Raw genomic sequence first — 13,114 nt, forward strand, 5'->3', positions numbered from 1 at the left:
AACTGGACCGGCGGCATAGGGCGCACCGACCAAAGGTACCGACCACCGTGGCGGCCAATGCCACGGTTCGGTCGTCCCGCCAAATATCTATTAAGCTCATACGTACGCGTGATTGACACCGACGTACCATGAGCCGAAGAAAGCACAAGATAAAACCTGCACAGGCTGGCGGAGAAAGCTCTCCGTGGCGGCATCTGCCCAATGGGATTTCGCTGTTCAGGGTGGTCCTGATACCGGTGATTTTCTGGTTGTCCCTGTCTGGCCACAATCTGTCGGCGTTGATCGTGTTTTGCGTGGCTGCTGTCAGTGATCTGCTCGACGGTTGGTTGGCACACAGGTTTCACTGGCAAACCCATTTCGGCTCGGTACTGGATCCGGTGGCAGACCGGCTTTTTATCCTTTCCCTTATTCCCCTGTTGTGGAGCTACGGATCGATCAGTGGCGTCTATACCGCCTTGGTTATTCTCCGCTTCTCAATTCAGTTGAGTGTGGTGCCGGTGGTGTTCTGGTGGTTGAAGAAAGAGGTGACGATCGCGCCGGGATTGCTCTCCAAAGCGGCCATGGCGCTGGCATTTCTGGTACTGGGGATGGGATTTGCGGAACAGGTCGCCATTGAGTATTTTCCGGAGACGTCCGGGGCGGATAAGATTTTCGAGCAGAGCCTGGATGCGCTGACCCTATTGGGGGCACTGCTGGAAATCTGGGTGCTGGTGAAATTCGTTCCGCGCTACTGGAAGATCGTTCGCGGCGAGAAAGATCTGATTGAATAGAAGTCAGTGACGCCAGAATGCGGGTGTCAGCAGAACCAGCAGGGTGAAAATTTCCAGTCGTCCCATCAGCATCGCGAGAATCAGGAAGCACTTGGCCACTTCGTTGACCTCCCCGTAATGCGCCGCGGCATCACCCAGGGCTGGACCGATATTGCTAAGGCAGGAGGCGACGGTGGAAAACGAGGTTACGAAATCTTCTCCTGTCGCCATCACCACAATGGTGAGCAGGAAGAACGACAGGATATAAATCGCAAAAAATCCCCACACGGCATCGGTAACCCGCGCGGGGACGATTTTGCGGTTTACCTTGATCGGCACCACGGCATTGGGGTGTACCAGTCGGTTCAGTTCCCGCAGGCCGGATTTTACAATCAGCATCACCCGCACCGCCTTGATACCACCGGAGGTGGAACCCGCACAGGCACCCATAATCCCCAGCAACAAAAGGATATACGGCAGGAAAGCCGGCCACAGGGCAAAGCTCTCCGAGCCGAAGCCGGCGGTGGTACCGATCGACACTACCTGAAAAGCACCGTGCAGCATGCTGCCGCGCATATCAAAGGTGCCGGACATATACAGGTAGCCGATGATGATGGCACTGGCCCCGAGGGTCACCATGACATAGAACCGGAATTCAGAATCTTTCCAGTAGTGATGTACGGTCCTGTTGCTGAGCGCGTAAAAGTGCAGGCCGAAGTTGATTGCCGCCGTCAGCATGAAAATGATCGCAATCGCCATGATCGCGTTGTTGTGGGCGTAAAACCCCATGCTGGCGTCGTGGGTGGAGAAGCCCCCGTTGGCCACGGTGGAAAAGGCGTGGCCCACTGCGTCGAACACGCTCATGCCGGCCCACCAGTAACCAATGCCGCACAAAATTGTGAGCACGATATAAATCACGAACAGGGCGCGCGCCGTTTCTGCGATGCGCGGGGTGAGCTTGGTGTCTTTGACCGGGCCGGGCATTTCTGCCTTGTACAGCTGCATCCCCCCGATACCGAGCATCGGCAAAATGGCGAGTGCAATGACAATTACCCCGATACCACCAAACCACTGTAACTGCTGGCGGTAATACAGAATCGCCGGGGGCAGGGTATCCAGCCCGACAATGGTGGTGGCGCCGGTGGTCGTGAGTCCAGAGATGGACTCGAAAATGGCGTTGACCACGGTCAGGTCTGGCTGGGTCGCAATAATCAGCGGCAGGGCACCGAAGCTGCCGAGAATCAGCCAGAACAGGGAGGTCACCACAAAGCCGTCGCGGGTGCGCAGGTCCTGCTTGAGGTCATGTACCGGCAGCCACATAAACAGGCCGGTGAGCAGGGTAATACCGAAGGCCACGGTAAACGCGACGTGAGTGCCGTCTTCGTACCACAAGGATACGCCGATGGGCGGCAGCAGTGTGAGGCTGAACACCGTCAACAATATGCCGAATACCCGCGCTATGACCGCAAATCGCATCTATTCGCTTCCTGCCGTCAGAAAAAGCTGAAGCCGACCTGGAACAGCTGTTCCACGTGGCGGGTGTGGCGGCGGTCGACCAGGAACACGATGACGTGATCGTCGGATTCGACAACGATATTGTCGTGGGCGATGAGTACCTGGCTCTCGCCATCCCGTTCGCGCACGATGGCACCGATCGCTGCGCCCTCCGGCAGGTCGATATCCTCGATTTTTCTCCCCACAACCTTTGACGTGCGTTTGTCGCCGTGGGCGATGACTTCAATGGCTTCGGCAGCGCCGCGGCGCAGCTGGTGCACATTGACCATGTCGCCGCGCCGCACGTGGGTGAGCAGGCTGCCGATGGTGTTCTGCTGGGGGGAGATGGCGATGTCGATTTCGCCGCCCTGTACCAGGTCGACGTAGGCGCGGTTGTTGATCAGGCTCATCACCTTGCGGGTGCCGAGGCGTTTGGCCAGCAGGGACGACATGATGTTGGCTTCGTCGTCATTGGTGAGAGCGAGGAACACGTCGGTGTCTTCGATATTCTCTTCCAGCAGCAGATCCTGATCGGAGGCGCTGCCGTGGAGCACGATGCTGTTGCTGAGTTCTTCGGAGAGGAAGATGCAGCGGTCGTGGTCCTGTTCGATGATTTTGACGGAGTATCGATTCTCCAGTTTGTGTGCAAGACGCAGGCCGATATTGCCACCCCCGGCAATGGTAATGCGCTTGTAGCCCTGCTCGAGCCGGCGCAGTTCGCTCATTACGGCGCGGATGTCCTGCTTGGCGGCGATAAAGAAGACTTCGTCACCAGCCTCGATGACGGTGGAGCCCTGGGGAATGATGGGGCTGTTGCGCCGGTAGATGGCGGCGACCCGGGTATCCACTTTGGGCATGTGTTCGCGCAGGTAGCGCAACTGGTGGCCTACCAGTGGCCCGCCCTGTACGGCACGCACGGCGACGAGCTGCACGCGGCCGTCGGCAAAATCGAGGACCTGCAGGGCGCCGGGGTGTTCGATCAGTCGCGCGATGTATTCGGAGACAATCTGCTCGGGGCTGATGAGGACGTCGATAGGAATCGATTCGGTGGAGAACAGTTCCGGGTACTGGAGGTAGGCGGAGGCGCGCACGCGGGCGATTTTGGTGGTGACGCGGAACAGGGAGTGGGCGATTTGGCAGGCGGCCATGTTGGTTTCGTCGTTGTTGGTGACGGCTACCAAGATGTCGGCGTCTTCGATGCCGGCTTCCTGCAGGATGTCCGGGTGCGAGGCGTGGCCGGTGACCACGCCTATGTCGATGCGGTCGCGCAGTTCACGCAGGGTTTTCTCGTCGCTGTCCACCAGAACGATGTCGTTGCGTTCCGAGGCCAGGCTTTCTGCCAGGGATCCGCCGACCTGGCCGGCGCCGAGAATGATGATTTTCATAATTGGGTTTCGGGGCCTGTGTTATCTGGCCATTGTGCCACTCATTGCTCTTTGAGCAGGTAGGGTGGCGGCCGAGTACCGGGGGCGAGTTTTCAGGACCGCTGTGAATACGTCCCTGTACGCTGCGTCGGCAACATCCCTGTTGCCGACGCTCCTGAAAACTCGCCCCCGGCACTCGGCCTTAAATTTCTATATTTGTACTTCGTAAGCCGGAGAACAGTTCAGCGAATCTTCCAGGGTCAGCCCTCTGGAATCAGCTTTTCCAGCTTCGCGTAGTAAAACCCATCGCCTGCATGAATACCGGGCAACAGTTGCATACCGGCTTCCTGCGGCAGCCCCCAGGGCTGATCGTGCAGCAATTGCGGCGTATTGTCCCTCGCATCCGGTGTCTCCGCAACGAAGCGCGCCACCTGAGCGCTGTTTTCCTCTGGGAGTATGGAGCAAGTGGCGTAGAGCAGGGTGCCGCCGGGTTTGAGCAGCGGCCACATTGCACGGAGTATGCGGCCCTGTAATTCGGCCAATTCGGCAATGTCTTCGGGGCGCCGCAGTAGCTTTATATCCGGGTTGCGGCGGATGACGCCGGTGGCGGAGCAGGGGGCGTCGAGCAGGATGCGGTCGTACTGTTCGCCGTCCCACCAGTGTTCCGGCTCGGCGGCGTCGGCGCAGATGATCTGCACGGCGATGCCGAGGCGTTCCATGTTCTCGATCACCCGGTCCAGGCGCTCTTCTTCTATATCCAGTGCGCTGAGGTCGAGGTCGGGTTGCAGTTCCATCAGGTGGCAGGTTTTGCCACCGGGGGCGGCACAGGCGTCGAGGATTTTTTCTCCTGCCTGCGGGTCGAGCAGGTGTGCTGCCAGCTGTGCGGACTGATCCTGCACACTGACCAGGCCCTCTTCAAACCCGGGCAACCGGGTTACGGCGACGGGGGTTTCCAGTATCAGTCCGGAATCTGCGAGCTCACAGGTTTGCGCGGGGATACCCGCCTGTTTCAGCTGCTCCAGGTAGTCGTCGCGGGTGGTCTGGGCAGCGTTCACCCGCAGGGTCATGGGTGGGTTTTCGTTGTTGGCGGTGAAGATGGTCCTGGCTTCACTGCCCCAGGCATTTTTGATCGCCTGCTGCAGCCACTCGGGGTGTGCAGAGCTGAACTGGGGGTTGCCGGAGAGTTTGCGAGTGAGTGTTTCCTTATTGCGCAGGGTGTTGCGCAGCACACCGTTGACCACACCAGTGGCATGCCCGAGCTTGATCGCACGGGCGGCCTCCACGGTAGCGGCGATGGCGGCGTGATCTGGGATACGGGTGTATTCGAGCTGGTACAGGCCCACCAGCATCAACGCTTCCAGTTCCTCATCCTTCACCGGCTTTCGCAGCAGCTTTTTCAGCATCAGTTCCAGGCGTGGGGCGAAACGGGCGGTGCCGTAACAGAGCTCGCGCAGCAGCGCGCGGTCTTTTTCATCCACCTGTTTTTCCGCCCAGGGCAGCAGGCGTTGCAGGGAACCCCGATCCTGGTAAAGACGGGCAATCACCCGGGCGGCGAGGGCGCGGGCGTCTTTGAGGGTTTTGCTGGAAGAATCACTCATGGGTTTGGCCTAATTGGGTACCCGCGCTGAACAGTTCGCGGTAGCCCTTGAGGATCTCCGCAACCGGCAGGGCCTTCTTGCCCGGCAATTGTAGTTGAGTCAGGCGCAACGCCTCGCGCCCGCAGGCCACCAGAATACCTTCATCATCGGCGCTCAGGATGGTGCCCGGTTGCTCGGTGTGGCAGCCCTGTTCGTGTTTGGCCGCGTAGATTCGCAGGCGCTGGGGTTTGCCCTTGCCGTCGAGATACTCGGTCCAGCACACCGGGAAAGGGTTGAACGCGCGGATCAACCGCGCCAGTTCTGCGGCGGGACGCTGCCAGTCGATGCGTGCCTCTTCCTTGGAAATCTTGCCGGCATAGTTGGCCAGCGCATCATCCTGCACCTGCGGTTGTGCGGTGCCGTTCTCCAGCGCCTGGAGCGCTTCGAGCAGCGCCGGCCCACCGAGGCCCGCAAGTTTGTCGTGCAGGCTGCCGCCGGTCTCATTGGCAGTGATCGGCGTGCGCACCTCAACCAGCACCGGCCCGGTATCCAGCCCGGCCTCCATCTGCATGATGGCGACGCCGCTCTCCGCATCCCCGGCTTCCACCGCGCGCTGGATCGGCGCCGCGCCGCGCCAGCGTGGCAGCAGCGAGGCGTGCACATTCACACAGCCCAGGCGCGGGGTATCCAGCACAACCTGCGGCAGTATCAGGCCATAGGCCACCACCACCATCACATCGGCATTCAGCGCTTCCAGTTCCCGCTGCGCGTCTTCGTCGCGCAGGGAGAGCGGCTGGTAAACAGGGATATCGTGCTCAAGCGCCAGCTGTTTCACTGGACTCGCCAACAGTTTCTTGCCGCGCCCGGCGGGACGATCAGGCTGGCTGTAGACGGCGATCACCTTGTGTTCGCTGTCGAGCAGGGTTTGCAGGTGTACCGCGGCAAAGTCGGGGGTGCCGGCGAAGATGATGTTCAGGCTCATGAAGGGGTATCGGTTTTGGTCAGAAAAGAGAATTTGCTATGGAGCGCAAAAATACGATGCGAAGGCGCGGTGCCGGGTACCTGTTTTCAGAAGCGTCGGCGACAGGGACGTCGCCGACGCAGCGTACAGGGATGTATTCACAGCGGTTCTGAAAACAGGTACCCGGTGCCGCGCCGCCACTGCGCCTGCTTCGGGACCCAAAAGAACCGGCTTAAAGCTTAGGCTTTCTGTCGGTGGGCCTTTTCGAGCTTGGAACGAATACGGTTCCGCTTTAGAGGCGAGATGTAATCCACAAACAGCTTGCCATCGAGGTGGTCGATCTCATGCTGGATACATACCGCCAGCAGCCCCTCAGCCTCCAGCGCGTAGGTCTCGCCGTTGCGATCCAGCGCCTTCAGGCGAATCTTGCGCGGGCGCTGCACCGTCTCGTAGAAACCTGGCACCGACAGGCAGCCTTCATCGTACTTGTGGATCTCCGGATCGAGCACCTCGACCTGGGGATTGATCATCACCAGCGGCTCGCTCTGATCTTCAGAAACATCAATAACCACAATGCGCTCGTGCACATTGATCTGAGTCGCCGCCAGCCCCACGCCGGGCGCGTCGTACATCGTTTCGAACATATCATCGATCAGCGTACGGTGTGCGTCCGTCACCTCGGTAACGGGCTCTGCAACCTTGCGCAGACGGGGATCGGGGAATTCCAGGATTTCCAGTTTGGCCATAACACCTGTGACAAACTTCTAGTCTTAGTGGAACTTGCGCTGATAACATAATGATCGCGCTTGAAATTTGCTGAATTGGGGGGCTGTTTCCGCGCGCTGATGACTCAGCGATACTGCGGGCAGGATCTCGCCAGATGGCGTCCTATTTGCTCCTCCACCCCGGCGACGTCAGCCGCCACCGGTTCAGCGCTGTGAGATTATAGCGATATAAGCCCTCAGTGATAGCCGTATAAAGATTCAGCAGACACTATGGCCCCCAGCGTTTGCGATAAAAAGCATAGGAATGCTTCCATGAAAAAAATAATTCTGGCCGCTGCCGCCACACTGCTGGCGACCTTTGGTCTGCAGGCGCAAGATGTGCGCCTAAATCCCGACCACCCAGACACCTACGTGGTGCAGAAGGGCGACACCCTCTGGGATATCTCCGGGACCTTCCTCTCCCAGCCCTGGTACTGGCCGGAAATCTGGCAGGTGAACCCCCAGGTCGAGAACCCCCACCTTATTTACCCCGGCGACCGCCTGAACCTCGTGTATATCGACGGTGAACCCCGTCTCGAGCTCGAGCGCGCGCCCACCGCCTATAAACTGAGCCCTGCCAGCAATAACCGCCTGGGCCCGGCGGTGCGTCGCGAACCCATCGACAGCGCCATTCCGGCCATTCCGCTGGACGCCATCAACGCTTTCCTGTCCCGCACCCGCATCGTTGGTCCCAACGCCTTCAAGGGCGTGCCCTACGTTATTTCCGGGCAGGACCAGCGCATCCTGATGGGTGCCGGTGAGAAAATTTACGCCCGCGGCGACTTCCGCGAGCCGCTGGCTTCCTACGGTATCTATCGCCCGGGCCCAGTTTACGCCGATCCTTTTACCGGTGAAGAACTCGGCCAACAGGCACTCGACGTAGGCTCTGTGGATCTGCGCCAGTTGGATGAGGACAACGCCAACAGCGAATACGCCGTGGCCACCCTCGACGTTACCCGTACCAGCCGCGATATCCGCCTGCAGGACCGCCTGCTGCCGGTTGAAGAGCGCGCCATTGCCGCCCTGTTCCAGCCCGGTGCTCCGTCTGTCCCGGTAGACGGCATCATCCTCGGGGTGGAAGAAGGTGTGACCCAGGTTGCCAAATACGATGTGGTTGCGATCAACCGCGGCCTGCGCGAAGGCCTGGAACCGGGCCATGTACTGGCGATCTACAAGCGCGGCGCCACCGTGCGCGACCAGCTGGCCCGCGAGAGCGTCAAGCTGCCGGACGAGCGCGCCGGCGTACTGATGGTGTTCCGCAGCTTTGAGAAAATGAGTCTCGGCCTGGTACTGGAAGCGGACAAGCCGCTGGCAGTCATGGACCTGGTGCGCAACCCGTAACGCGTGTTTCGGGGTCTACCCGTTAAACAGGTGCCTTCCAAAAATCGGATTTTCATACGAGAGCAGGGAGGCACCGCGTACAGAGCCGACGCTGCTCTCGTACAAAAAAGATAATTTTTAGAGGTACAAGACGCATGGATGCGTTGACGGCTTCCCTTATTCTTCAGCGTCTCGAGGGCGTAGGCCCCGGGATCTACTGGCAGCTGGTTGAGCGTTTTGGCTCTGCCACCGCTGCCCTCCAGCAGCCCCTGCAAGACTTTCCCCGCAAACTTCCGGATCGCGCCCGCACCCAGCTCGCGGAACTGCAGCGCCTTGAGCTCGACAGCGAACTGGGTCAATGGGCTCTGAGAGAGCGCCAGCGCTGTGCGGAAGAGTGCATTTATCTGCTGCACTTTGACGACGAACACTATCCATCATTGCTCAAGGAGATTTCGCGGCCGCCACCGGTGCTCTATGTCACCGGCAACCTCGACGCCCTGTCACTGCCGCAGGTGGCGATTGTCGGCGCGCGGCGCGCAACACGCGCTGGCCTCGACAACGCCCAGGCCTTCGCCACCGATCTTGCCAGTGCCGGTTTCGCCGTTACCTCAGGCCTGGCGCTGGGTGTAGATGCCGCTGCTCACCGGGGGGCGCTGAAGGGCGGCGGCAAAACGGTCGCAGTAATGGGTACCGGAGTAAACCGCGTCTATCCGCGCCGCAATGCGGTACTGGCTGAACAGATCCTTGCAGCAGACGGCACCATCGTCAGTGAGGTGCCGCTGGACGGTGCGCCGGATGCGAGCCATTTTCCCCGGCGGAATCGCATTATTTCCGGCCTAAGCCTCGGGACCCTGCTGGTGGAGGCGGCGGTGCGATCCGGCTCCCTGATCACCGCACGCCTGGCGCTGGAGCAAAATCGCGAGGTATTTGCGATTCCCGGCTCCATCCACAACCCGATGGCACGGGGTTGTCACCATATGATCAAACACGGCGCCCACCTTGTGGAAACCAGTGCCGATATAGTGCAGCACCTCGGCGGTCTGCTTTCCGGAATGGCGCAACAGCCGGGGCTGTTCGATGCAGTGTCGGCGAACGCCGGAGTGGAACTGCCCCCGGATCAGAGTGCCATTATTCGTGCCCTCGGCGGCGACCCGCGCAGTATCGAGCAGCTGGTGCGGGATACCGGCGGTGACACCGGAGACCTGATGGCCAACCTTTTACACCTGGAACTGGAGGGGCTGGTGGAACAGTTGCCCGGTGGCTACCAACTCACCGGCGGTGGCGCGCAGACCCTGAGTGCGCTGGTTGAGGGTTAAAGACTCGCCATTAAAGACTCTGGCCGAATGCCACAAAAGCCGATAGGGTCACGCCTGACACCTGCGCGTTGCGGAAAAGCGGCGCCGCCGAGAAAAAACACAGGAGTGACCAGTTGATGGGTCTGTTCAAGCGATTCTCTTCACACCTTTGCGCACGCCTTGCACACAATCCTTCCTTTTACCGTACCGCCTCCCGTCAGTTTGCCGCGTGTACCGGCAGCCTGCTGATTGCAGTGGGCGCGGGAGCCGCACAAGCGGAAGAGGGCGGTATCCAGCTGGAAAAGCTGAATCTGCCCGAAGGCTTCAAGATCGAGGTCTACGCCGATGATGTGCCCAATGCCCGACATATGGTGCGCGGCGACAAGGGCACCCTGTTTGTGGGCTCCATGCGCGAGGGCAAGGTTTACGCCATCACCGATGAAAACGGCGATAACAAGGCGGATGCTGCCAAGGTTGTAGCCGAAGGGATCACCTCGCCGACCGGCGTCGCCTTCCGCGATGGCGATCTCTACATCTCCGCGGTCAGCAAGATACTGCGCCTGGACGACATCGAGTCACGCCTCGACAATCCCCCCAAACCAATCGTGATTACCGATCAGTTTCCCACCGAGCGCCACCACGGCTGGAAGTACATCGCGTTTGGTCCAGACGGCTGGCTATATGTGCCGGTGGGCGCGCCGTGCAACATCTGTGACGAAAAAGGCTTCGCCAATATCCAGCGCCTGAAAATCGAGGGCGACAAGGTGGTGAAAACCGAAACCTGGGCCGAGGGGGTACGCAATACCGTTGGCTTCACCTGGCACCCGGAGACCGAGGCCCTGTGGTTTACCGACAACGGGCGCGACATGCTGGGAGATGATATCCCGCCGTGCGAGCTGAACACCGCGCCGAAAGCCGGCATGCACTTCGGCTACCCCTATTGTCACGGTGACGATGTGCTGGACCCCGAGTTTGGCGAGGGCAAACAGTGCAGCGCCTATGTGCCGCCAGTGCAGGAACTCGGCCCCCATGTGGCACCGCTGGGCGTGAAGTTCTACACCGGCGAACAGTTCCCGGCGGAGTACAAAAACCAGGTGCTGATTGCCGAGCACGGCTCCTGGAACCGCAGCAAGAAAATCGGTTACCGGGTAACCAAGGTGACCCTGGATGAAAACGGCAAGGCGACGTCTTACGAGCCGTTTATTGATGGCTGGTTGCAGGGCGAACAGAATTGGGGTCGTCCGGTGGATGTACTGGTGATGCCGGACGGCGCGCTGTTGATTTCCGATGATCAGGCGGGCGCGGTTTACCGGGTTTCCTACAGTAAGTAGTAGTGCCGGCGGAACGAGCGCGATGGCCGGCGCCTGTTCAGTTGCCGGCAAAATCTTGTTCCACCGCTATCGTTCCGCTAAATTGCCGCGCATCCCGAGCTGGCCACCCTAACCGGCAAGGCGGCTGGGTGCGGAACCCGTTTATGAGCAGAAAGAGTCAAATCCTTGCCAGACGCTAACAGTTTGTCCACACCCTATGGTGCCCTCACCATCGCCAGTGCCGTGCGCGCACTCGCTGCCGGTGGGGTGATCGCCCATCCCACCGAGTCGGTGTGGGGCCTCGCCTGTGATCCGAACAATCCCGATGCTGTAGCCCGCCTGGTGCAGCTAAAAAACCGGCCGCTGGAAAAGGGGCTGATCCTGGTTTCCGGGGATGCCGATGATTTCAGCGGTCTGCTGCACAACCTCAACGGCGATCAGCGCGCGAGAATCGACGCTACCTGGCCGGGGCCGGTGACCTGGCTGGTGCCGCACTTCGATCAGGTGGCGCCATGGATTTCCGGTATTCATCACAGTGTGGCGTTGCGCCATACCAGCCATCCCTTTACCGCGGCATTAACGCGCGCTTTCGGCGGTGCTATCGTATCCACCTCCGCCAACCCCACCGGTTGCCAGCCCGCGCGACACAAGTTCCAGGTGCTGCGTTACTTTGGCGACCAGCTGGATTTTGTCGGCGGTGGCAACACTGGCGGGCGCAAAGCGCCCAGCGAAATCCGCGACGCGGCGAGTGGCCGTATTGTGCGCGCCGGCTGAACCAGACCCGTATTTTGCTCCGTGCAGCGGAGCCTCTCAGAACCGATCGTGAGCATTCCATGAGTGAAGTGAATATCCAGGCCGTCAAAGATTATCTGTTGAATCTGCAGGACCGTATTTGTGCGGAACTCGCGGCGATTGATGGCACCGAGTTTTTTGAGGATGCGTGGGAGCGCGAGGGCGGTGGTGGCGGTCGTACCCGTGTGCTGGAAAATGGGAATGTCATTGAGAAGGGCGGGGTAAACTTTTCCCACGTGTTTGGTGACAAGTTGCCGCCGTCTGCCACTGCGGCGCGCCCGGAGCTTGCCGGGCGTTCGTTTGAGGCCATGGGTGTGAGCCTGGTGATCCACCCGAAAAATCCGTACGCGCCCACCAGCCATGCGAATGTGCGATTGTTTGTCGCGCAGAAGGAGGGGGCGGAGCCGGTGTGGTGGTTTGGTGGCGGTTACGATCTGACACCTTACTATGGTTTTGAGGAAGATGTGGTGCACTGGCACCAGACCGCAAAAGACGCCTGCGCACCATTCGGCGAAGATATCTATCCGCGTTTCAAGAAGTGGTGTGACGAGTACTTTTACCTGAAACACCGGGATGAGGCGCGCGGAGTGGGTGGCCTGTTCTTTGATGATTTCAACGAGGGTGGATTCGACAACGCGTTTGGTTTTATGCAGGCGGTAGGCAATTCGTACCTGTATGCGTATTTACCGATACTGAAAAAACGCAAGGATACCGAATACGGTGAGCGCGAGCGGGATTTCCAGCTGTATCGCCGCGGTCGCTATGTGGAATTCAATCTGGTTTTTGACCGCGGTACGCTGTTCGGCTTACAGAGTGGCGGCCGCACCGAATCCATTCTGATGTCGCTGCCATCTGAGGTACGCTGGAAGTACGATTGGCACCCGCAGCCGGGTACACCCGAAGCCAAGCTGTATACGGATTTTCTGCCGCACCGGGAGTGGATTTAAGTCTGTTCCGTTGGGAATTTCTTTTCGTTAAGACCATCCAAGTTTTTCTGACGTGAAAAATCCGTTTAAAAGGAAGTCGCCATGCACAAGGCCCGACTGGAAGAGATCAGCAAGTTATTTCTCGAATACCGTCGCCTGTTCGAAGCCCGCGATGCCGAACAGATCGCCGACTTCTATCGGTTCCCCATTCACTATTACTTTTCCAACGGAAAGAAATCTGAATTAAGCCGGGAATACTTTATCGGGCGAGTGGAAAAATTACTCAAGCTGTATGAAAAGCTCGGTGTGAGTCAGATTGTCGGCGCGGTGACGGATGTGATCGAGCTGAATGAAAATGCCAGTCTCGCCACGCTCAACTGGGTGCTGCTCGATACCTCGCAGGAAAAACCCCGGCAGGTCTACAGTGCGATCACGCGCTATCTGGTTTGCGACTATAACGGCGAGCTGAAAATAGACGGCTTGATCGGTGTGGATGAAACGCAACAACTGAAGCAAGCCCTGAGTGCAGCCTGATTCCTGCGCGAAAATACGTTGAAAAGAG

The 13,114-nt window shown here is 59.4% G+C and carries 12 protein-coding genes; 7 read left to right on the forward strand and 5 right to left on the reverse strand.

The features are described 5' to 3' along the window. Window positions 1-128 precede the first annotated feature (128 nt). Entirely contained in the window at window positions 129-770 is a 642-nt protein-coding gene (locus ACONT6_RS17385) for a CDP-alcohol phosphatidyltransferase family protein (RefSeq protein WP_428819650.1), read from the forward strand. Between the two features lie 3 nt (window positions 771-773). Here ACONT6_RS17385 and ACONT6_RS17390 read toward each other — a convergent pair whose 3' ends face one another. From ACONT6_RS17390 to def, 5 genes are all read right to left on the reverse strand, one after another. Then, window positions 774-2,225, reverse strand: a complete 1,452-nt coding sequence (locus ACONT6_RS17390) for a TrkH family potassium uptake protein (RefSeq protein ID WP_428819651.1) — start codon at window positions 2,223-2,225, stop codon at window positions 774-776. 17 nt (window positions 2,226-2,242) lie between these two features. Further along, entirely contained in the window at window positions 2,243-3,628 is a 1,386-nt protein-coding gene (gene trkA / locus ACONT6_RS17395) for a Trk system potassium transporter TrkA (RefSeq protein WP_181254778.1), read from the reverse strand. Between the two features lie 239 nt (window positions 3,629-3,867). Next, entirely contained in the window at window positions 3,868-5,205 is a 1,338-nt protein-coding gene (gene rsmB, locus ACONT6_RS17400) for a 16S rRNA (cytosine(967)-C(5))-methyltransferase RsmB (protein WP_428819652.1), read from the reverse strand. Continuing rightward, window positions 5,198-6,166 (reverse strand): methionyl-tRNA formyltransferase, encoded by a 969-nt coding sequence (gene fmt / locus ACONT6_RS17405; protein ID WP_428819653.1) that lies wholly within the window; start codon window positions 6,164-6,166, stop codon window positions 5,198-5,200. Before fmt ends, rsmB begins: the two co-directional genes overlap by 8 nt. Window positions 6,167-6,384: 218 nt before the next feature. Next, entirely contained in the window at window positions 6,385-6,891 is a 507-nt protein-coding gene (gene def / locus ACONT6_RS17410; protein ID WP_428819654.1) for a peptide deformylase, read from the reverse strand. A gap of 291 nt (window positions 6,892-7,182) precedes the next feature. On the opposite strand from def, the gene ACONT6_RS17415 reads away from it, so the two are divergent. The 6 genes from ACONT6_RS17415 (at window position 7,183) to ACONT6_RS17440 (ending at window position 13,086) form a co-directional block, all read left to right on the forward strand. Beyond that, window positions 7,183-8,250: a LysM peptidoglycan-binding domain-containing protein gene (locus tag ACONT6_RS17415; RefSeq protein ID WP_181254774.1), complete on the forward strand. Its 1,068-nt coding sequence runs from the start codon at window positions 7,183-7,185 to the stop codon at window positions 8,248-8,250. Between the two features lie 134 nt (window positions 8,251-8,384). Further along, window positions 8,385-9,545: a DNA-processing protein DprA gene (dprA, locus tag ACONT6_RS17420; protein ID WP_428819655.1), complete on the forward strand. Its 1,161-nt coding sequence runs from the start codon at window positions 8,385-8,387 to the stop codon at window positions 9,543-9,545. Between the two features lie 116 nt (window positions 9,546-9,661). Further along, window positions 9,662-10,855, forward strand: coding sequence for a PQQ-dependent sugar dehydrogenase (locus tag ACONT6_RS17425; RefSeq protein ID WP_428819656.1), 1,194 nt, complete (start codon window positions 9,662-9,664; stop codon window positions 10,853-10,855). Between the two features lie 165 nt (window positions 10,856-11,020). Continuing rightward, window positions 11,021-11,608: an L-threonylcarbamoyladenylate synthase gene (locus tag ACONT6_RS17430; RefSeq protein ID WP_428819657.1), complete on the forward strand. Its 588-nt coding sequence runs from the start codon at window positions 11,021-11,023 to the stop codon at window positions 11,606-11,608. A 59-nt stretch (window positions 11,609-11,667) separates the two neighbouring features. Beyond that, the gene (gene hemF / locus ACONT6_RS17435) at window positions 11,668-12,573 is read left to right on the forward strand and encodes an oxygen-dependent coproporphyrinogen oxidase (RefSeq protein WP_428819658.1); all 906 of its coding nucleotides are present in this window, start codon (window positions 11,668-11,670) and stop codon (window positions 12,571-12,573) included. A gap of 81 nt (window positions 12,574-12,654) precedes the next feature. Continuing rightward, on the forward strand, window positions 12,655-13,086 hold the full coding sequence (locus ACONT6_RS17440) for a hypothetical protein (protein WP_428819659.1): 432 nt from the start codon (window positions 12,655-12,657) through the stop codon (window positions 13,084-13,086). Window positions 13,087-13,114: the final 28 nt, after the last annotated feature.

The sequence above is a fragment of the Microbulbifer sp. MCCC 1A16149 genome (genome assembly GCF_050368945.1).
Classification (GTDB): domain Bacteria; phylum Pseudomonadota; class Gammaproteobacteria; order Pseudomonadales; family Cellvibrionaceae; genus Microbulbifer.